The organism is Herbaspirillum sp. BH-1 (genome assembly GCF_002870055.1).
Taxonomy (GTDB): Bacteria; Pseudomonadota; Gammaproteobacteria; order Burkholderiales; family Burkholderiaceae_D; genus Herbaspirillum; species Herbaspirillum frisingense.
This window is the reverse complement of sequence record NZ_PKOI01000018.1, coordinates 1-20,637: the sequence shown is the minus strand read 5'-3', so window position 1 is coordinate 20,637 and position 20,637 is coordinate 1. Positions and strand designations below refer to the sequence as shown.

Annotated in this window: 20 protein-coding genes; 12 read left to right on the top strand and 8 right to left on the bottom strand. The window is 64.1% G+C overall.

The genetic code is table 11. From position 1 onward, the window contains the following. Positions 1-7: 7 nt before the first annotated feature. From HBH1_RS19825 to HBH1_RS19800, 6 genes are all read right to left on the bottom strand, one after another. Entirely contained in the window at positions 8-484 is a 477-nt protein-coding gene (locus tag HBH1_RS19825; RefSeq protein WP_102664096.1) for a PTS sugar transporter subunit IIA, read from the bottom strand. Next, positions 484-1,452: a glutathione synthase gene (gene gshB / locus HBH1_RS19820; RefSeq protein ID WP_102664095.1), complete on the bottom strand. Its 969-nt coding sequence runs from the start codon at positions 1,450-1,452 to the stop codon at positions 484-486. Before gshB ends, HBH1_RS19825 begins: the two co-directional genes overlap by 1 nt. A 38-nt stretch (positions 1,453-1,490) precedes the next feature. Beyond that, complete coding sequence (gene gshA / locus HBH1_RS19815; protein WP_102664094.1) at positions 1,491-2,789, bottom strand: glutamate--cysteine ligase; 1,299 nt, start codon at positions 2,787-2,789, stop codon at positions 1,491-1,493. Between the two features lie 384 nt (positions 2,790-3,173). Further along, positions 3,174-4,706, bottom strand: coding sequence for an ammonium transporter (locus HBH1_RS19810; RefSeq protein WP_102664093.1), 1,533 nt, complete (start codon positions 4,704-4,706; stop codon positions 3,174-3,176). 16 nt (positions 4,707-4,722) lie between these two features. Next, the gene (locus HBH1_RS19805) at positions 4,723-5,061 is read right to left on the bottom strand and encodes a P-II family nitrogen regulator (RefSeq protein ID WP_006713297.1); all 339 of its coding nucleotides are present in this window, start codon (positions 5,059-5,061) and stop codon (positions 4,723-4,725) included. Positions 5,062-5,073: 12 nt separating this feature from the next. After that, the gene (locus HBH1_RS19800) at positions 5,074-5,856 is read right to left on the bottom strand and encodes a TorF family putative porin (RefSeq protein WP_102664092.1); all 783 of its coding nucleotides are present in this window, start codon (positions 5,854-5,856) and stop codon (positions 5,074-5,076) included. A 418-nt stretch (positions 5,857-6,274) separates the two neighbouring features. On the opposite strand from HBH1_RS19800, the gene HBH1_RS19795 reads away from it, so the two are divergent. The 3 genes from HBH1_RS19795 to HBH1_RS19785 all read left to right on the top strand — a co-directional run bounded on the left by HBH1_RS19795 (position 6,275) and on the right by HBH1_RS19785 (position 8,905). After that, positions 6,275-6,520 carry an accessory factor UbiK family protein gene (locus tag HBH1_RS19795; RefSeq protein ID WP_006713294.1) on the top strand — a complete coding sequence of 82 codons (246 nt, stop codon included), beginning with the start codon at positions 6,275-6,277 and terminating at the stop codon, positions 6,518-6,520. Between the two features lie 73 nt (positions 6,521-6,593). Next, positions 6,594-8,129: a YifB family Mg chelatase-like AAA ATPase gene (locus HBH1_RS19790; protein ID WP_102664091.1), complete on the top strand. Its 1,536-nt coding sequence runs from the start codon at positions 6,594-6,596 to the stop codon at positions 8,127-8,129. Between the two features lie 143 nt (positions 8,130-8,272). Further along, positions 8,273-8,905, top strand: coding sequence for a LysE family translocator (locus HBH1_RS19785; protein ID WP_102664090.1), 633 nt, complete (start codon positions 8,273-8,275; stop codon positions 8,903-8,905). A gap of 8 nt (positions 8,906-8,913) precedes the next feature. Here HBH1_RS19785 and HBH1_RS19780 read toward each other — a convergent pair whose 3' ends face one another. Next, positions 8,914-10,920, bottom strand: a complete 2,007-nt coding sequence (locus HBH1_RS19780) for an OPT family oligopeptide transporter (RefSeq protein WP_102664089.1) — start codon at positions 10,918-10,920, stop codon at positions 8,914-8,916. A gap of 141 nt (positions 10,921-11,061) precedes the next feature. Here HBH1_RS19780 and HBH1_RS19775 point away from each other — a divergent pair, with 141 nt between their 5' ends. From HBH1_RS19775 to HBH1_RS19735, 9 genes are all read left to right on the top strand, one after another. Continuing rightward, the gene (locus tag HBH1_RS19775) at positions 11,062-11,589 is read left to right on the top strand and encodes a hypothetical protein (RefSeq protein ID WP_102664088.1); all 528 of its coding nucleotides are present in this window, start codon (positions 11,062-11,064) and stop codon (positions 11,587-11,589) included. Positions 11,590-11,766: 177 nt separating this feature from the next. After that, positions 11,767-12,111, top strand: a complete 345-nt coding sequence (locus tag HBH1_RS19770) for a DUF1840 domain-containing protein (protein ID WP_102664087.1) — start codon at positions 11,767-11,769, stop codon at positions 12,109-12,111. 233 nt (positions 12,112-12,344) lie between these two features. After that, positions 12,345-13,670 carry a 16S rRNA (cytosine(967)-C(5))-methyltransferase RsmB gene (gene rsmB / locus HBH1_RS19765; protein ID WP_102664086.1) on the top strand — a complete coding sequence of 442 codons (1,326 nt, stop codon included), beginning with the start codon at positions 12,345-12,347 and terminating at the stop codon, positions 13,668-13,670. Further along, the gene (locus tag HBH1_RS19760) at positions 13,667-14,290 is read left to right on the top strand and encodes a DUF4390 domain-containing protein (RefSeq protein WP_233207661.1); all 624 of its coding nucleotides are present in this window, start codon (positions 13,667-13,669) and stop codon (positions 14,288-14,290) included. Before rsmB ends, HBH1_RS19760 begins: the two co-directional genes overlap by 4 nt. Further along, positions 14,287-16,581: a sensor histidine kinase gene (locus HBH1_RS19755; protein WP_102664085.1), complete on the top strand. Its 2,295-nt coding sequence runs from the start codon at positions 14,287-14,289 to the stop codon at positions 16,579-16,581. The genes HBH1_RS19760 and HBH1_RS19755 overlap by 4 nt, the downstream gene beginning before the upstream one ends. Positions 16,582-16,733: 152 nt before the next feature. Next, positions 16,734-17,483, top strand: a complete 750-nt coding sequence (locus tag HBH1_RS19750; protein ID WP_006713247.1) for a response regulator — start codon at positions 16,734-16,736, stop codon at positions 17,481-17,483. A gap of 519 nt (positions 17,484-18,002) precedes the next feature. Continuing rightward, positions 18,003-18,260 (top strand): BTH_I0359 family protein, encoded by a 258-nt coding sequence (locus HBH1_RS19745; protein ID WP_006713246.1) that lies wholly within the window; start codon positions 18,003-18,005, stop codon positions 18,258-18,260. Between the two features lie 142 nt (positions 18,261-18,402). Beyond that, a complete protein-coding gene (locus tag HBH1_RS19740) occupies positions 18,403-19,080 on the top strand; it encodes a tRNA (guanine(46)-N(7))-methyltransferase TrmB (RefSeq protein ID WP_102664084.1) in 678 nt (225 codons plus the stop codon). Next, the gene (locus HBH1_RS19735) at positions 19,077-19,922 is read left to right on the top strand and encodes a DMT family transporter (RefSeq protein ID WP_102664083.1); all 846 of its coding nucleotides are present in this window, start codon (positions 19,077-19,079) and stop codon (positions 19,920-19,922) included. The genes HBH1_RS19740 and HBH1_RS19735 overlap by 4 nt, the downstream gene beginning before the upstream one ends. A gap of 14 nt (positions 19,923-19,936) precedes the next feature. On the opposite strand, the gene HBH1_RS19730 is transcribed toward HBH1_RS19735, so the two are convergent. Continuing rightward, positions 19,937-20,637 (bottom strand): electron transfer flavoprotein-ubiquinone oxidoreductase (locus tag HBH1_RS19730; RefSeq protein ID WP_199181629.1); only part of this gene is annotated, 701 nt, incomplete at its 5' end.

The window sequence follows — 20,637 nt, the reverse complement described above, 5'->3', positions numbered from 1 at the left end:
CGATGGATCAGGCCGAGGCTGCCACACGGATGCGATTGTCGATCCGCACTGCACCATTCTGGCCTCCGGCCAGCGCCATTTCAACCACTACATCCAGCGTGTCATTGCGATAGGTCAGCGCTCGCAGCAGCATCGGCAGGCTGATGCCTGCGATTACCTGGACGTTGCCCAGACCACACAGGAAGCCCGTACAGTTGGAGGGCGTACCGCCCATGACATCGGTGATGACCAGCACACCGCTGCCATCATCGAGGCGACCTACCGCCTCGATGGCGAGTTTTTGCACCTCCGCCGGGTTCTGGTCGGCGATCACGTCGATCGCCTCCATCCGTTCGGGACGGCCGCGGAAGACGTGCGTTGCGGCGGCCAGGAAAGCTTGCCCCAGCGGGGCGTGCGTCAAGAGAAGAATACCAACCATGGATTTGTTGCCATCTGATGCGACGCGCTTTTCCCCGAGCAGCCCGTCATGCTCTGCCGATCCCATTATCCGACCGACCCTGTTGCTTCTGCTGCCCCTGCGGCTGCCTCCAGCGCGTCCACGAACATCGCCGCCACGTCAAACCCGGTCTGCTGGGTAATTTCCTGGAAGCAGGTCGGGCTGGTCACGTTGATCTCGGTGAGATAGTCGCCGATGGCGTCCAATCCTACCAGCAACAGGCCACGTTCATACAGGACAGGACCCAGCGCTTCGCCGATCTCGATATCCCGCGCCGATGCCGGCTGTGCACGGCCCAGACCACCGGCGGCCAGGTTGCCGCGCACCTCGTTGCCCTGCGGAATGCGTGCCAGCACATTGGGCACCACCTTGCCGCCGATCAACAGGATGCGCTTGTCGCCTGCGCTGATCTGAGGAATGAAACGTTGCGCCATGATCGTGCGTTGACCGTTGTCGGTCAGGGTCTCGATGATGGAGCCCAGGTTCATGCCGTCGGCCTTGACGCGGAAGATGCCCATGCCACCCATGCCATCCAGGGGCTTGAGGATCACGTCCTGGTGCTCACCGTGGAAATCGCGCAGACGCTTGGCATCCCGCGTGACCAGGGTCGGCGCGGTGTATTGCGGGAACTGGGCGATGGCCAGCTTCTCGTTGTGGCTGCGGATGGCCGCCGGCTTGTTGAACACGCGCGCGCCCTGCTTCTCGGCCAGCTCCAGCAGGTAGGTGGTGTAGATGTACTCCATGTCGAAGGGCGGGTCCTTGCGCACGATCACCGCATCGAACTCGGAGAGGAAGGCCGAGGCCGGCTTGTCGGCCCGGTACCAGTCATCGGCATCGCCGGTCAGCGTCACCTTGAAGGCATTGGCGGTCACCAGCCCGCTTTCCAGCACCAGGTCGCCCTGTTCGAAGGCATAGATGGCGTGACCACGGCGCGCGGCTTCGCGCATCATGGCAAAGGTGGAATCCTTGTACGTCTTGAACGTGTCCAGAGGATCGGCGAGGAAAGCGATTTTCATGAGACGGGTGTCCTGTTGGGCCTGGCGCAGGCCCGATATTAATAAACTTCCGGGTTGGGATCGGTCTTTTCCATCTCCACCGATGCCGCCAGCAGCGCCAGTCGCGCCACCACGCCATACATGTAGAAACGGTTGGGCGCGGCCGTCCCCGGCTTGGCGTGCATGTCCGGCAGGGCGTGCTGCTGGGCGAAGGCCAGCGGCACGAAATGCGCGCCGGGCGCATTGAGGTTCTCGTTCACGCCACGGTCGGCATGTACGCGGTAGAAACCGCCCACCACGTAACGGTCGATCATGTAGACCACCGGCTCGGCCACGGCCTGGTTGATGCGCTCGAAGGAATGCACGCCTTCCTGCACGATCACCTCCGACACTTCCAGCCCTTCCTTGCCGGCCAGCATGCCGGTGCGCTGCTTGCGGTTGAGATCCTTGATCTCGCTGGCGTCCTTGACCGTCATGATGCCCATGCCGTAGGTACCGGCATTGGCCTTGATGAAGACGAAGGGCTGCTCCTTGATGCCGTATTCCTTGTACTTCTTGCGGATCTTCGACAGCAGCGAGGACACACTGTCGGCCAGCGCGTCGGTACCGGTATTTTCCTGGAAATCGATGTCGCTGACCTTGGCGAAGAGCGGATTGAGCATCCAGGGATCGACTTCCACCATCTTGGAAAACTTCTTCACCACCTCATCATAGGCAGCGAAGTGATTGCTCTTGCGGCGCATCGCCCAGCCGGCATGCAGCGGCGGCAGCACGCTCTGCTCGTGCAGACCCTCCAGCACCGACGGAATGCCGATGGAGAGATCGTTGTTGAGCAGCACCGTACAGGGATCGAAATTCTTCAGGCCCACGCGGCGGCCATTGGCGGACCGCTCCAGCGGCTCCAGGGTGATCTGGGTGCCGTCGGGCAACTCCATGTGCTGTGGCTTGGTCACGCCCGGCGCCAGGGTCCCCAGGCGCACGTTCAGGCCGGTCTGGCGGAAGATCTGCATCAACCGGCCGATGTTTTGCAGGTAGAAGGTATTGCCGGGCTGGTTTTCCGGGATCAGCAGCAGGTTGCGCGCATCCGGACAGTATTTCTCGATGGCGGCCATGGCCGCCTGCACTGCCAGCGGCAGCATTTCCGGCGACAGGTTGTTGAAGCCGCCCGGGAACAGGTTGGTATCGACCGGCGCCAGCTTGAAGCCGGCGTTGCGCAGATCGACCGAGCAATAGAACGGCGGCGTATGTTCCTGCCACTCCATGCGGAACCAGCGTTCGATGGCCGGCGTGGCGCCCAGGATTTTCTTCTCCAGCTCCAGCAGGGGACCATTCAGAGCGGTGACGAGATGCGGGACCATAAAAAACCTTAACGAGATGTAAATGCCGGCAGCGAGTGACGATTTTAGCGGATTCCTGCATCCGTGTTGCGACGCGGTATAGCCCGCCGGGCTGCGCTGTTGCCATTTCAGCCACGCCCCCGGACCGGCCACGGTCGCTGCATGGGCGTGGCTGGGAGACTCCAGATGGCGATGATGAAGGTATTTTAAAGAGCCCGAGTCAAATAGTCGGGAATTATTGCGCGGCGATGCAAAAGCGCATCACTTGCAGCATTACCATGAAGAAATCTTCACTTACCAGTCTCTTCCCGGCGGCCGGAAAATGAAAAAAGGCGCCCGAAGGCGCCTTATAAAGAGGCCGTTTCCAGCCCCGAAGGAATACTGCAGACTCGTTACAGCTGATGCTTAGTGGTAGGCCGACTCGCCGTGGCTGGAAATGTCCAGGCCTTCGCGTTCTTCCTCTTCGGTCACACGCAGACCGATGACGACGTCGACGATCTTGTAAGCGATGAAGGAAACCACACCCGAGACCACCACGGTGGTCAGCACGCCCTGGAACTGGATCCAGACCTGGCCGCCGATGGAGTAGTCCGGTGCCACGGCATTGGCGACGTAGTCGTAGATGCCGGTGCCGCCCAGGCTCGGTGCAGCGAACACACCGGTCAGGATGGCACCCAGGATGCCGCCCACGCCGTGCACGCCGAACACGTCCAGCGCGTCGTCCGAACCCAGCAGCTTCTTCAGACCGCTCACGCCCCACAGGCACAGCAGGCCAGCCAGCAGGCCCATGACCACGGCGCCGATGACGCCCACGAAGCCGGCCGCCGGAGTGATCGCCACCAGACCGGCGACAGCACCCGAAGCAGCACCCAGCATGGAGGGCTTGCCCTTGCCGATCCATTCGCCGAAGCTCCAGGACAGCACGGCAGCAGCAGTTGCCAGGATGGTGTTGACGAAGGCCAGGGCAGCACCACCGTTGGCTTCCAGACCGGAGCCGGCGTTGAAGCCGAACCAGCCGAACCACAGCAGCGAGGCACCGACCATGGTCAGGGTCAGGCTATGCGGCTTGAAGGCTTCCTTGCCGAAACCGATACGCTTGCCGATCACATAGGAACCGACCAGGCCAGCGATAGCGGCGTTGATGTGCACCACGGTGCCGCCGGCGTAATCCAGCGCGCCCTTCTGGAACAGCCAGCCCGAGATCGCGGTCGCCTTTTCAGCGGCAGCAGCGTCGGTGAAGGCGTCCGGACCCGGCCAGAACCAGACCATGTGGGCCATCGGCAGGTAGGAGAAGGTGAACCACAGGATCGAGAACAGGATCACGGCGGAGAACTTCACGCGTTCTGCGAAGGAACCGATGATCAGCGCCACGGTGATGGCTGCAAAAGCACCCTGGAAGGCCACGAAGACCAGTTCGGGGATGACCACGCCCTTGCTGAAGGTACCGGTGTTGGAGTCACCCGTGAGGCCATGCAGGAACAGTCGGTCGAAGCCGCCGAAGAATGCTCCGCCCTCGGTGAACGCGATGCTGTAGCCGTACACGAACCACAGGATGTAGATCAGCGAGAAGATCATGAAGCACTGCATCAGCACCGACAGCATGTTCTTGCTGCGCACCAGACCGCCGTAGAACAGACCCAGGCCCGGCAGGGTCATGAGGATGACGAAGGCGGTGCAGACCAGCATCCAGGCGGTATCGCCCTTGTTGGGCACCGGTGCAGGTGCGGCGGCAGCGGCCGCCGGGGCGGCAGGAGCAGCAGCGGCAGGAGCGGCAGCTTCAGCCTTGGGTGCAGCCGGAGCGGCAGCAGCCGGGGCAGCGGCGGTGGCCGCAGCTTCAGGCTTGGGCGCGTCCTGCGCCTGGGCCGGGGCAGTAAAACCTACTGCAAACAGCAGCGCGCCAATGGCGAGCGCGCCGGAAAACATTTTCTTCATGCTCATTAGAATTCCCCTTTTTTTACAGAGCGTCTTTGCCGGTTTCGCCGGTGCGGATACGGATCACATCCAGCAGATCCTGGACGAAGATCTTGCCGTCACCGATCTTGCCGGTGCGGGCTGCGGTCTCGATGGCTTCCAGCGCGCGCTCGACGATGGCGTCGTCCACCGCTGCCTCGATCTTGGTCTTGGGCAGGAAATCGACCACATACTCGGCGCCACGATAGAGCTCGGTATGGCCTTTCTGACGACCGAAGCCCTTGACTTCGGTCACGGTGATGCCTTGCACACCGATCGCGGAGAGGGCTTCACGCACCTCGTCCAGCTTGAACGGCTTGATGATCGCAGTGATCAGTTTCATACGAACCTCTTGTTAGAAAGTTTTGCTGATGGAGACGACGACGCCGTTCTTGCCGACGTTCTTGGCACCGTCCGATGCCGGAGTGGTAGCGAAGCCATCCTTCATGTCGGTACCGACATAGGCCACGCCCAGGGTGATGCCGGCAACTTCGTCGAAGGTCTTGGACAGGCCGATCTTCCAGTCGGTGTAGCTGGCCTCGTTGGGGTTACCGCGCACGTTCTGGTGACCCACGTGCAGACCCAGCATCACGCCATAGAAGGTCTCGAAGTTGGCACCCAGGTCGTAGTACTGGCTGTACTTGCTGTTGACCGCGCCGAACAGGTTGGTCAGCGATTGCGAATACTTGAAGTAGCCCGGGCCGTAACCGATCTGGCCATACAGTTCGAAGGTATTGGCGTTCTTCAGGCCGGCATTGGCCAGGGTGTTGCCCGGGTAGTAGTAGTACAGGCCGCCGACGTCGTAGGTGAAGCCGCCGCCGATGTCACCACGCTTGCCGCCGTAGATGTCCCATTCGACATTGCCCTTGGTATCGGTACCGGTCAGTGCGCCCGCGTCCTTGATCCACTTGATGTTGGTCAGCCAGGTACCGGCGTACAGGCCGGTCGGGTTGTGCGTGTAGTCAGCGCCAACCTGCAGGGCGGGGTCGAAACGCGTCTGGGTCAGGCCGCGGTAGCGGTAATCGCTCACGACCGCAGCGTTGAAGCTCAATTCATTGTCTGGCTTGGCGTCCTCTGCACGGGCCACGGTAGAAACGAAGGATGCTGCGATGGCTGTTGCAAGAATCAGTTTCTTCATGACTTTCCCTCTGGTTTGTGTTTAACAGTTAAGTCTTTTAGTCTTTTGCCCAAACCATGTAGCAGGAGCCGTGCCATGTCCTTTCGGCAAGGCAGACTTGTGTTTTTGCTGTAAAGCGGAGATTTGCAACGATTTTTTTCGACACCAGCTTCAAAATAGTGCATCGGAAGCGAAAATGCACGACTGTGGTGCGATATTGATTGCTTTTTGATAATCCTGCGTCAAACGAGGCAAACACATTTTGGTGCGTGGGCCCGGGGCGAAGCCAAAGTCACCAAGTCGGCGCATTTCCTGAAGGAAAATTCTTCACTTTCCGGCACCCGCTCGCAAAAAAACGGTCTCATCAGGGCATCGCGTTTTGAGGATGGCTGCGAAACCGCTAAACTTGCAGCTTAGCTATCTGCCAAGGAGATCCGACATGGACAAGCCCCCATTTTTTGAAGACCTGCAATCCAAGATCAACAAGGCGATCGAGAATTCTCCGGCCAAGGACATCGAGAAGAACGTCAAGGCCATGCTGAGCCAGGGTTTTGCCAAGCTGGACCTGGTCACGCGCGAGGAATTCGACATCCAGGCCCAGGTGCTGGCCAAGACCCGCGCCCGCCTGGAAGCGCTGGAAGCGCGTGTTGCCGAGCTTGAGGCTCAGCAAAAACAGACCCCATGACCCTGGCGACGACCTTCTCTTCCTTTCCTCCCCCTCCCCTTTTCCCTTCCAGCACACTGCCGGGCTCGTTGCGATGAGCCTGGCGGTCTTGCGCAGCCGCGCGCTGGCCGGGATGGCCGCCCCACCGGTGACGGTGGAAGTGCATCTGGCCAATGGCCTGCCATCCTTCACCATCGTCGGTCTTCCCGAAGCCGAAGTGAAGGAAGCCAAGGACCGCGTCCGGGCGGCGCTGCAGAATGCGCGGTTCGAATTCCCGGCGCGACGCATCACGGTCAACCTGGCGCCTGCCGACCTTCCCAAGGAATCCGGGCGCTTCGACCTGCCGATCGCCCTGGGCATCCTGGCGGCCTCCGGGCAGATTCCCTCTGACCATCTGGATGACTATGAATACGCCGGCGAACTGTCGCTGTCGGGCCAGTTGCGGCCGATCCGCGGCGCACTGGCGATGACCTGCGCCATGCAGCAGCCCGCGGAGTCGGACGGAAGGCAACCTGCCTTCATCCTGCCGGCCGGCAATGCCGACGAGGCGGCGCTGGTGCAGCAGGCGACCATCCTTCCGGCCGCGTCGCTGCTGGATGTATGCGCGCATTTCAGCGCCCGCGACGAGAGCGGCCGCCTGCAGCGCCATCGAGGCGCCACCGGGGCCGGGGCAGCGGGCAGGCGCCCGGCCTATCCCGATTTCAGCGATATCAAGGGACAGCTCCGGGCCAGGCGGGCGATGGAGGTCGCGGCCGCCGGGGGGCACAGCATCCTGCTGGTGGGGCCACCCGGTGCGGGCAAATCGATGCTGGCCACGCGTTTTGCCGGCATCCTGCCACCCATGAGCGAAGCACAGGCGCTGGAGTCGGCGGCGGTGCAATCGCTGGCCGGCCACTTCGACAGCGCCCGTTGGAAACAGCGCCCCTATCGCGCTCCACATCACACGGCCTCCGCCGTGGCGCTGGTCGGTGGCGGTGGCACGCCCCGCCCGGGCGAGATCTCGCTGGCCCATCACGGGGTGCTGTTCCTGGACGAGATCGCGGAATACCCGCGCAGCGTGCTCGATGTGCTGCGCCAGCCGATGGAGTCGGGTCACATCGTCATTTCACGGGCGGCGCGCCAGGCGGAGTTTCCGGCGCGCTTCCAGCTGGTCGCGGCCATGAACCCCTGCCCATGTGGCTTCTACGCCGACCCGACCGGGCGCTGCCGCTGCACGCCCGAGCTGGTCAAGCGCTACCAGCAACGCCTGTCCGGCCCCCTGCTGGATCGCATCGACATGCAATTGCAGGTGGCTGCGCTGACGCCCACAGAGCTGGGCGCGCCTGGCCAGGGGGAATCCAGCGACGCCATCGCCGCACGGGTGGCGGCCGCCGCCGAGCGGCAATGGCAACGCCAGGGCATGCCCAACAGCCAATTGAGCGGCGGCGCGGTGGACCGGTATTGCGAACCCGGCGCCGAGGGCGCGCAACTGCTGCAGCAGGCCATGGTCCGCCTGCAGTGGTCGGCCCGGGCCTATCACCGCGTGCTGCGGCTGGCGCGCACCATCGCTGATCTGGCCGGCGCGCCTGCCATCCAGGCGGCGCATATTGCCGAAGCGATCCAGTACCGTCGCGCCCTCAATACGGGATGACGCCGCACTGTTGATGCCGCCAGGGCCTGTTGCGATGACCATGCGGCGGCTCTGTATCTTTTGCGACCGCCCTGACCGGGCTAGTCTGTGATGGCTGGAGCGGCGATGACGCCGCTCGCGTCATTTCCGGAAAGAGCCCGCCCATGCCCACCACCTCCACCCTGCTTGCCTTTGGCGCGATCTGCCTGGGCATGGTACTTACGCCCGGACCGAACATGCTTTATCTGGTTTCGCGTTCGGTCTGCCAGGGCCGCAAGGCCGGGCTGATCTCGCTGGGCGGCATCGTGCTGGGATCGGTCTTCTATATGCTCTGTGCGGCAGGCGGCATCACCGCGCTGGTGATGGCGGTGCCCCTGGCCTATGACGCACTGCGCCTGGGTGGCGCGGCCTACCTGCTCTACCTGGCCTGGCAGGCGTTGCGGCCGGGTGGGCGCTCCCCCTTCGCGTTGCGCGAGTTGCCGCCGGACAGCCCGCGCAAGCTCTTTGCCATGGGCCTGGTGACCAGCCTGCTCAATCCCAAGATCGCCGTGATGTACCTGTCCCTGCTGCCGCAGTTCATCCATGCAGACCAGGGCAGCGTACTGGGGCAATCGCTGGCGCTGGGCATGACCCAGATCGCGGTGGGCCTGAGCGTCAATGCCATGATCACGCTCTCGGCGGCGTCCATCTCGGCCTTGCTGGCCGCCCGCCCAGGCTGGCAGCTGGTACAGCGCTGGCTGATGGGCACGGTGCTGGCCGGGCTGGCCTTGCGCATGCTGGTGGAGAGCCGCAGCTAGGCTTGTATTCAGCGCGCCGGCATGATGCGCCGTACGAAGGCCACCAAAATCAGCACCAGCGCAGCCAGTCCCAGCCATTGACCGGTGGACTCGAAGTCGCCCGACACCAGCGCCAGTGGCGCATCCTTGCCGGTGAAGCCGATCACGGCCGCCAGCAGCACCCCGACCAGGCTTTCGCCGACGATCAGGCCGGATGCCACCAGGATGCCGCGCTGGCGCGGCTTGTCGGCATAGGCGTCAAAGTCGGTACCGGCAGCCCGGGCGCGTCGGCGCAGACCGCGTTCGATCAGCCAGCCCAGTACCGCACCCAGGAACAGGGCGCTGCTGACCATCGGCGGCAGATAGATGCCGATGCCCACTGCCAGTACCGGCAGGCGCGCCACACCGCCACGACGCGCCAACAGCCAGTCGATCACGATCAGCACGATGCCCAGCGCCACCCCCACACCCAGCATGGTCCAGTTGAGCTCACGGGTGAAGATACCGGTGGCGATCGCCGTCATCAGGGTTGCCTGCGGTGCCGCCAGCGCCTGCGCCGCATCCATGCCGGCTCTCGGCAAGGCGCCGGTGAAACCGTAGGCGTTGTACAGCAGGTTCAGTACCGGCGGGATGATCAGCGCACCCACCACGCAACCGACCAGCAACGCCACCTGCTGGCGCCATGGCGTGGCACCGACCAGTTGGCCGGTCTTGAGATCCTGCAGGTTGTCGTTGGCGATGGCGGCCACGGCAATGATGGCGGCCGTCACGAACAAGGCCACGGCAATGGCCAGCTTGCTGCCTTCAGGCGTGGCCAGCAGCGGATCGACCGCCCCCGAGACCAGCAGCAGGACCGACACCAGGATCACGGCGACGATGCCGATGCCGGAAATCGGGCTGGACGAAGAGCCGATCAGCCCGGCCATGTAGCCGCAAGCGGCCGCGACCAGAAAACCGAACACGAAGGCGAACACCACCGCATAGACGACCAGTCCGATGAACAGGCCCGCCGTCACCGGCGTACCCGAGAGGAACGAGGCAAACACCACCGCCAGCAGCGCGATCATGGCCAGGCTGATGACGATGATCCAGCGCGGCGACATGTCCTGGTCGGTGCGTTCGGTGCTGCCCTGCTGGCGGCGCGCCAGCGTCGACAGCGAGGCCTTGACGCCTTCCAGCATGGGCTTGAAGAGCGTCATCAGGGTCCAGATCGCCGCCACGCCGATCATGCCGGCGCCGATGAAGCGCACCTGGCTTTTCCACAGCCCGTTGGCAAAGTCGGACAGCGCCACGCCGGCAGCATGCGGGGTCACCGCGGTCAGGTACGGCACGGCCACGCCCCAGGCCAGGACCATGCCGATCAGGATGGCAATGCCGGAGACGATGCCGATCATGTACCCCGCGCCGACCAGTGCCAGCGAAAAGCCCATCGTCAGCCTTACCACCGAGGCACCGGCGGTAAGCCACACGCTGATGCTCTCGGCGAACAGCTTCAGGCCGCTGGCGATGACGCTGAAGGCGGCCGCCAGGGTGCCGCCGAAGAGGATGTCGCGCAGCCCGCGGCGGGTCTCTTCACCGCCATCGGCATCGGCGCTGCCCACCCGCAGGATTTCGGCCGCCGCCACGCCCTCGGGATAGGGCAGCGCGCTTTGCACCACCATCACCCGGCGCAGCGGGATGGAAAACATCACGCCCAGCATGCCGCCGGCAGCACAGATGCCCAGCGTCTGCAGGAAGGGGAAGCCCTGCCAGTGCCCCATCATCACCAGTCCGGGCAGGATGAAGATGATCGAGGACAGGGTGCCGGCCGCCGAGGCCTGGGTCTGCACCATGTTGTTTTCGAGGATGTTGGCATTGCTGAACAGGCGCAGCACCGCCATCGAGATCACGGCGGCGGGAATCGCCGACGAGAAGGTCAGGCCGACCTTCAGTCCAAGATAGACGTTGGAGGCGGTAAACACCACCGTGATCAATGCGCCCAGCAGCATGCCGCGCAGCGTCAGCTCCGGCAGGCTGGTTTGGTTGTCGTTTTGCATATCCGTAGAGGGTTCCGTTGGGATGCGTTCTTATACCGCAAGAATTGCCGGCCGGCCATCAGACAATGGCGCTTTTTCAGCAGCCCGGGTCGGGCCTGATGCCTTTGCTATGATGGACGCCCTTCCATTCCGGTCCGCCCCATGCGCCCTGTCCGCGTCGCCCTCGTTTCCCTGAGCCTGGCCTGCCTGTGCCTGGCGGCCTGTTCGCCGCGCTACAACTGGCGCGAAGCCAGTGACAACGGCGCCCATTTCGTGGTGCTGCTACCGGCCAAGCCGGCCAGCGTCACGCGCCCGGTCGATCTGGACGGCCCCAAGGTGGAGATGAGCATGACCGCCGCCGAGGTGGACGGCCTGACCTTCGCCGCCGGTACCGCTGAATTGCCCGACGCCGCCAGCGCCAACCGGACGCTGGACGCCATGCGCACGGCCCTGCTCAACAACATCGGTGGTCAGGTTCAGTCAGGTGCGGCCTGGCCGGGCAAGACCGAGGGCTTTGCGCGCACCGTCGATCTGGACGCCCGAGGTGTCTCCCGTGGCCGGCCGCTGCGGTTGGCGGCGCGCCTGGTCGCCCGTGAGCGGCGGGTGTACCAGATCCTCATCGTGGGCGATGAAAAGGCCTTCACCGAGGAAAACATTGAAACCTTTTTCAGCTCTTTCAAACCAAGCTGAGCGGGGCCATTGCAAGATGACAGAAATCAGGCGACCGGAGTATTCTTGTCGCTGCCCGTCACTCCAAACGGGCAATCCCGCAGGAATGCGGATGCAGTCTGCAGCGCATTTCCACCATGGCCCGGCCCAGGCGGCCGCGCCCGAAGAAACGTTTTCAATCAAAGACCCTGAGGAAATATGCTGATTACATTCAAATCAAAAGCGGCTGCCGATGTGGTGATGTACGAATCACACGCCAAACCCATCCTGGACCTGCTGCACAAGGATCCCGCACGCGGCGTGATCACCGCGGCCGAGGCCGGTGACGCCGTCGCCCTGCTGGAACAGCAGATCAATGCCAGCAAGGCGCACGAAGCGGCCGAAGCACTGGCGCGTGATGTCAACGCCCACCACAACGCCGACACCGACGACCACAACCACGAAAAGATCGAGGCCGTCAGCTTCTCGGCGCGCGCCTATCCGCTGCTGGACATGCTGCGCGAGGCCAAGAAGGGCGGCTACGACATCCTCTGGGGCGTCTGACCCTGTTACGCCCCCTGCCCGTCAAGACGGCTGCCGCGATCATCCACCGCGGCAGCCGTTTTTTATTGGTGCCGGCCAGGCATACCCCGCCACACCGACAGGTGTAGGACACCCTGGCGGCTGGTACACTGGCGGCCCGCGCCCTTTCGCCGACCCATGACCGCCGCCAATACTGCAAGCCATTGCCAAGGCGCAACTCCGGTCTGCAACGGGCCTCCTAGACAAGCATAGACGTGATCCAGATTTCCCTTCTTTCTCCCTCGGCCAAGGCCGATTCGCTGGCGTACCAGCTGGCCTACGCGGCCCAGGCCGTGGCCGCCGTGCGTGCCGGTCACGCGTTGCCACAGGCCCTGGCACAGATTTTTGCCCGCAGCGACGCCCCGGCGCCGGCCCGTGGTGCCATCCAGGACCTGAGCTACCGCGCCATGCGCCGACTGGGCCTGACCGACGCCCTGCTGAGCCTCTTGGCCAACAAGCCGCCCCAGCCTGACGTGCTCCACGGCCTGCTGGTGAGCGCCCTGGCGCTGCTGGTGGAAGATGACGAGGCCGGCTATGACAGCTTCACCGTGGTCAACCAGGCTGTCGAAGCGGCCGCCATCAGCCCCGAGATGAGCTTTGCCAAGGGTGTGGTCAATGCCATCCTGCGCCGCTTCCTGCGCGAGAAGGCGACGCTGATGCCGCAGGCCACCAAGACCCCGCCAGGAACCTGGAACTATCCCACCTGGTGGATCGACCGTCTCAAGGCCGCCTATCCCGAGCAATGGCAGGCCATCCTGCATGCCGGCAACCAGGCGCCACCGCTGACCTTGCGCGTGAATCGCCGCCGCACCAGCGTCACCGAGTATCTGGCAGAGCTGCAGCAGGCCGGCATCGGCGCGCGCCAGGTCGGTCCCTACGCGGTGCGGCTGGACCAGCCGACACCGGTGCAGCAGATTCCCGGTTTCGCCGCGGGCCTGGTTTCGGTACAGGACGCTGCCGCCCAGCTGGCCGCGCCGCTGCTGGATGTGGCCGACGGCATGCGCGTGCTGGACGCCTGTGCCGCGCCCGGCGGCAAGACCGGCCACCTGCTGGAACTGGCCGATCTCGACCTGCTGGCGCTGGATCACGATAGCCGCCGCCTGCAACGCATCGCCGAAAACCTCGAACGCCTGCACCTGCGGGCCAGCCTCGTCACCGGGGACGCCCGCCAGGACGACTGGTGGGACGGCCAGCCCTTCGACCGCATCCTGGCCGACGTGCCGTGCACGGCTTCTGGCATCGTGCGGCGTCACCCGGATATCCGCTGGCTGCGCCGCAAGACCGACACCGCGCAGCTTGCAACACTTTCCGCGCAAATTCTGGACAAGCTTTGGCAGATGCTGCGACCGAATGGTAAATTGCTGCTCGTAACCTGCTCGCTGTGGCCCCAGGAATCGGAGCAGCAAGCGATCGCCTTCGCGCAGAAACACAATGCCATCCGGTTGCCCGCTCCCGGTCAACTATTGCCGACCGCAGACGCAGAAGCAGACGCCGACCACGATGGCCTGTTCTATGCGCTGTTCCAAAAACCTGGTGCATGAATTTGACGCAATCGGCCCTCCTCCCCTCTCCAGCACGCAGCCTGACCACGGGCGGCGCCCGACTGCTGCGCAGCGTGCTGCCATGGCTGCTGGCGGTGCTGCTGGCCTGTTCCACCCTCACCGCCCGGGCCGCCGAGATCACCGTCAGCCAGGCCAGCATCGAAGCCAGCGACCAGGGCTATCGCCTGTCGGTGTCCTATGACTTCGAATTGAATCGCGGCCTGGAAGACGCGCTTTCACGCGGCGTACCGCTGTACTTCACGACCGAAGTCCAGCTCACGCGGCGGCGCTGGTACTGGTTCGACGAAACCAGCGTCTCGGCCACACGCACGGTACGCGTGTCCTATAACGTGCTGACCCGGCAATACCACACCGCCATCAGCGGCCAGTTGCAGCAGAGCTTCAGCAACCTGGAGGACGCGATGACGCTGATCCGCCGCCCGCCGCGCTGGATCATTGCCGACAGCAACACCCTCAAAGCCGGCGACGCCTACCAGGTCGGCCTGCGCATGCGCCTGGACGTGGCGCAGCTGCCCAAGCCCTTCCAGGTCAATGCGCTCAACAATAGCGACTGGCGCCTGTCCTCCGACTGGATCGAATTCACCTACAAACCCGAATGAGCCGCACCTTACGCTATCTGCTGGTGGTCGGCGGGGGCGTCATCAGCATCCTGCTGTTCCTGCTGGCCTCGGCCTCCGAAAATTCCGCCCTCTTCGAGCAGCACTACCCGTGGCTGCTGTTCCTCAACGGCCTGGCCGCCATCTCGCTGCTGGGCCTGGTGCTGCTGCTGCTGGGCCGGCTCTACAAGCGCTACCGGCGCGGCAAGTTCGGCTCCAAGCTGCTGGCGCGACTGGTGCTGATGTTCGCACTGGTGGGCATCGTCCCGGGCGCGGTGATCTACCTGATGTCGGTGCAGTTCGTGTCGCGCTCCATCGAATCCTGGTTCGACGTGCGCATGGAAGCGGCGCTGGAGTCAGGCCTGAACCTGGGCCGCAATGCCCTCGACTCCTCGCTGTCGGATCTGGTCTCGCGGGCACGCGGCATCGCCCAGGAACTGTCCGACATGAGCGACTCCGAGCAGGTGACCTACCTCTCCCGCCAGCGTGACCAGAACATGGAAATCACCATCGTCAATGGCAACGGCCAGGTGATGAGTACCGTGGGCGGCGCCATCGGCTCGCTCACCCCCATCCTGCCCAGCACCCAGGCGATGCGCCAGGCGCGGGTCTCGCGGGCCTTCTCGGCGGTGGAAAGCGACGATGCCCGCCCCAGCATCGGCGAATCCGATACCGACGGCAACCTGCGGCTGCACGTGGTGGTGCTGGTCCCGGCGCCCAGTCGCGGGCTGTCCCTGCAGAGCGAAACGCGCTACCTGCAGATCCTGCAGCCGGTCCCGGATTACCTCGCCACCAATGCCGAAACGCTCAGGCTGGCCTACAACGAATACCAGCAGCGCTCGGTCTCACGGTCCGGCCTGCGCAAGATCTACCTGGTCACGCTCACGCTCACGCTGCTGCTGGCCATCTTCGCGGCCATCGCCAGTGCCTTCCTGATCGCCAGCGACCTGGCCAAGCCGCTGCTGCTGCTGGCCGAGGGGACCAAGGCGGTGGCCGAAGGCAATCTCTCGCCGCGGCCCATCGTCAGTACCTCCGACGAACTGGGGACGCTGACGCAATCGTTCAATACGATGACGCGCCAGTTGCTGGAAGCCCGGACCTCCGTCGAAAAGAACCGCGCCGAACTGGAAAACGCCAAAGCCTACCTGGAATCGGTGCTGGCCAACATGTCGGCCGGGGTGATGGTGCTGGACGGCCAGTTCAACATCGTCAGCGCCAACGATTCGGTGCGGCGCATCCTGGGCTACGACTTCTCTGCCGACATCGGCACCCCGCTGCAGACCATCGAAAGCCAGGCCCCCTTCGCCCAGGCCATCATCCGCGCCTTCTCCGAGCAACTGGCCCAACACAGCGGTGAAGCCGGCGACGGCCTGCACTGGCAGCGGCAGTTCGAACTGTCGCGCCAGCCCGGCGTGAGCTTCGAGGCCAATGACGAGCAAGGCGGCAAGCCCGACCACGACAAGCTGACCCTGCTGGCGCGCGGCTCGCACCTGCCGGTGGAAAACGGCGTGGGCTACGTGGTGGTGTTCGACGACATCAGCAACGTCATCTCTGCCCAGCGCTCGATCGCCTGGGGCGAGGTGGCCCGCCGCCTGGCGCACGAGATCAAGAACCCGCTGACGCCCATCCAGCTCTCGGCCGAACGCCTGCAGCACCGCCTGTCGGACAAGCTCATGCCGGGCGATGCCGCCATCCTGGAAAAAGGCACCACCACCATCGTCAACCAGGTCACGGCCATGAAGCGCATGGTCGACGACTTCCGCGACTATGCCCGCACGCCGCCGGCCAAGCCGGTAGCACTGGACCTGAACGCGCTGATCGAGGAAATCCTCAACCTCTACCTCAGCGGCGACGGTCGCGACGTGATCCACGCCCGCCTGGCACCGCAGATGGCCAAGGTCCTGGGGGATGCCACCCAGATGCGCCAGGTCATCCACAACCTCCTGCAGAACGCCCAGGATGCGGTGGCCGACGATGGCCAGGAGGCGCCGCGCATCGACGTGCTGACCGAGCAGATCGACATCGCCGCCGCCAACGGCCAGCGCCAGCCGGCGGTGCGGCTGTCGATCATGGATAACGGCCCCGGCTTCTCGGCCAAGATCCTGGCCCGCGCCTTCGAGCCCTACGTCACTTCCAAGACCAAGGGAACCGGCCTGGGGCTGGCGATGGTCAAGAAAATCGTCGAAGAACACGGCGGTCGTATCGATATACAGAACCGTACAGAGGGCAGAGGCGCAAAAATTGTAATTTTGCTGGTAAAGTTAGCATCTATTGATCAAGAGACGGTTTCATAGGGAAACCGACCCTACGGCTCAAGATTCGACAGCACTACGCCGGGGGGACCTGGCAGTTCATCAAGGCCTGCTCGCTAACGCCGCGTTGGGCAGGCCGGCCCGGAACAAGATCGAAAACTTGGACAATGAACTAGCAGCGAGGAAAGCAGCACATGGCAAACATCCTGGTCGTCGATGACGAAATGGGTATCCGCGAATTGCTCTCAGAAATTCTGGGCGATGAGGGACATGTCGTGACCACTGCGGAAAACGCGCAGCAGGCACGCGAGCTTCGCCAGGCCGGTGTACCCGACCTCGTGCTGCTCGATATCTGGATGCCCGATACCGACGGCGTCACGTTGCTCAAGGAATGGCAGCGCGACGGTCTGTTGACCATGCCGGTCATCATGATGTCCGGGCATGCCACCATCGATACGGCCGTGGAAGCCACCCGCATCGGTGCGCTGAATTTCCTGGAAAAGCCGATCGCCCTGCAAAAGCTGCTCAAGGCCGTGCAACAGGGTCTCTCGCACAGCCGCGAGGCAGTACGTCCGGCCAGCTATCGCCCGGCACCGGTGGCCGCCGTGGCCAATGGCGCCGGCGACAGCCTGCACTCGCCAGAACATGTGGCACCGGTGGCCGCCTACGCCCCGGCCATGGGCAGCGAAGCGCTGCACCACGGCACCCCCGCTGCCGCCCCGTTCGGCCAGGTGGCCGACAACGCCGCCAACATCTCCTTCGACCTACCCCTGCGCGAAGCCCGTGACGCCTTCGAGCGCGCCTATTTCGAATACCACCTGGTGCGCGAGAACGGCAGCATGACACGGGTGGCCGAACGCACCGGCCTGGAGCGCACCCACCTCTACCGCAAGCTCAAGCAACTGGGCGTGGAACCGGGCAAGCTGGCGCGCAAGAATCACTGACGCCAACTGAGGCCCGCTGAGGCCACCGGACAGGGCAGCCTGTTCACCCTCCACCAGGCAGCACAGAACGGGATCGCAACGCGGTCCCGTTTCTTTTGCCAGTCTGGGTTCGTCCTGCGGCGGGCTCAGAAATTTCCTGATGTTCTTTTTACGCTGACAGCGGCATCCTGCAGTCATGGACAGGGCTTGCCCGGATGCAATGGATACGCCGGCTCGGCGCGCCGTCGATGAACTTCCATGGCAGCGCGTCATCTACCCTCAGCAGGCAAGTGCAGGTGCAAGCCGCACAGCCATGGAATTTTGTGTGGATTGCATGACTTGCAGGCAAGGAACACGACAGGGACCAAAGTTTTCCGCCCTTCCTGCCGTAACCAGACTCAGGAGCGCAAGCGACGCGGCGCTCCCCGAGGGAGCTGTATCGAAGCAGCAGAAACGCACCAGCGGCCCGCAAGGGCCTTGAAATTGACGGTGATGGCGCCACTTCCTTTTCGAAGCAGTATTCCAGCATAAGGAGTCACTATGAACCTGATCTACAACAGCGAGCAGTACAGCGTCGTCGAATTCGGTGCCGATACCGACCACGAAGCCTTGCGCTTCGGCGGCTACGAGATCATGGACAAGTCCGGCCAGCGTGAAATCTACATCGATGGCCCGGCCGCCGAACTGTTCCGCAAGGACGTTCAGGAGCTGATCGCCTCCGAGCCGACCATGGAAGACATCGACAACTTCCTGAGCCGCTACGACGTGATGATGCGTCATCCCATGACCTTGCACTGATCGGGTCCCTCATCCCGGGTTCAACCCGGTGATCCACGCCGCGCCGCCAGCGCGGCGTTTTTATTTCCAGGTCAGCCTGCTGCCGGCGTGCCACGCGCAGAGTCCATTAAAATGGCGCTTTGCCGCCCATCCCTGGTTTTTCGTGAATTCCTCGCCCATCAGCAGCGCCCAGACCGGCGTACATGAGCAACTGGCCGAACTGGTCGCCCGCCATGCCCAGCACCCCTTCCGCAAACCCGTCACGGACTACAACCAGCGCGCCTTCGACGCCAGCATGCACGCCTGGCAGTCGGCCGGTGCGGCACCGCTGATCCTCGATACCGGTTGCGGCGTGGGTCTGTCCACTCTCAACCTGGCCACGCAATACCCTGATCATTTTGTCATCGGCATCGACCAGTCGGCCGACCGCCTGGCGCGCAACACCCACTGGGACGGCCCGCAACCGGAGAACCTCTGCTTCGTGCGCGCCGACCTGGTCGATTACTGGCGCCTGGCGCAGCAGACCGGACTGCGCCCGGCCCGGCATTACCTGCTCTATCCCAACCCCTGGCCCAAGATCGGCCACCTGGCGCGACGCTGGCCGGGGCATGCGGTCTTTCCCAGCATCGTGGCCCTGGGCGGCCAGATCGAATGCCGCAGCAACTGGTGCATCTATGTCGAGGAATTCGCCGCCGCGCTGAACCAGTTGAGCGGCCTGTCCGTCCAGGCCCAGGCCTGGCATCCCGCCGCACCGATCACCCCCTTCGAGCGCAAGTACCTGGCCTCCGGCCATGCGCTGTGGCGCTGCGTGGCCGATCTCGACCAGGGGCGGGCGACATGAGCCTCGGCGTCATCGGCCTGGTGCTGGCCGCAGCCCTCCTGCACGCCTCCTGGAACGCCCTGCTCAAGAGCAGCCATGACCGCCTGGCCTCGTTGTCGCTGATGACCATCGGCGCCGGCCTCGGCGCCCTCCCGCTGGTTCTGTGGCGACCGCTCCCGGACGCGGCCAGCTGGTTCTACATCGTCCTCTCCGGCCTGCTGCACACCGGCTACAACCTGTTCCTGATCCGCGCCTACCGGATCGGCGACTTCGGCCAGTCCTACCCGATCGCCCGCGGCTCCTCGCCCCTGCTGGTGGCATTGGGCGCAGCCCTGTTCGCGGGCGAACAACTGGGCAGCACCACCGTCATCGGCATCGCCCTGGTATCGGCCGGCATCGTCAGCCTGGCCAATCTGCGCGCCATGCGCAGCCGCGAGCACCTCTCCGGTCCGCTAGCGGCGTTTGCCACCGGCGCCTTCATCGCCGCCTATACCATCACCGACGGCATTGGAGCGCGCCTGGCGGGCGATGCCATCGGCTATGCCGGCTGGCTGTTCGTACTGGACAGCATCCCGCTGGCCCTGATCTACCACCGCAAGCACGGACGCTCCCCGCTCGTGCTGTCGCAGAAGGAAACCTGGATCGGTCTGGCCGGTGGTGTCATGTCGCTACTGGCCTATGGCATCGTGATCTGGGCGGTCACGCTGGCGCCCATGGGCATGGTCTCCGCCCTGCGCGAAACCTCGGTATTGTTCGCGCTCCTGATCGGCGCCCTCTTCCTGGGCGAAAAGCTCACCCTGCGGCGCGTACTGTCCTGCCTGGTCATCGCCGCGGGTGCGGTGGTGCTGGGCGCGCATCATTGAGCGATCGCCGGCGGCTACATCCCTGAATAATTCGGCCCGCCGCCGCCTTCAGGCGTGACCCAGACAATGTTTTGCGTCGGGTCCTTGATATCGCAGGTCTTGCAGTGCACGCAGTTCTGGGCGTTGATCTGCAGGCGGTCGGTGTTGTCTTCGTTCTTGACGAATTCATAGACACCCGCCGGGCAGTAGCGTGCTTCCGGGCCGGCGTACTTGGCCAGGTTGATCTGGACCGGTACGGCCTTGTCCTTCAGCGTCAGGTGCGCGGGTTGGTCTTCACCATGGTTGGTATTGGAGATGAAGACCGAGGACAGGCGATCGAAGGTCAGCTTGCCATCCGGCTTGGGATAGGCGATCGGCGCAAAGTCGGCGGCCGGACGCAGGCATTCGTGGTCGGCATGCGTGTGGCGCAGGGTCCAGGGGGCCTTGCCACCGAACAGTACCTGATCGATGCCCACCAACAGCGTGCCGGCCACCAGACCCTTGCTCATCGAGGGCTTGAAGTTGCGGGCCTTGTGCAGTTCTTCCTTCAGCCAGGAGGCCTCGAAAGCGGCCCGGTAGGCCGACAGCTCGTCGGATTGGCGATTCTCACCCAGGGCATTGAATGCCGCATCCGCTGCCAGCATGCCGCTCTTGATCGCCGCATGGCTGCCCTTGATGCGCGAGGCATTGAGGAAGCCGGCATCGCAACCCAGCAGCGCACCACCGGGGAACACCA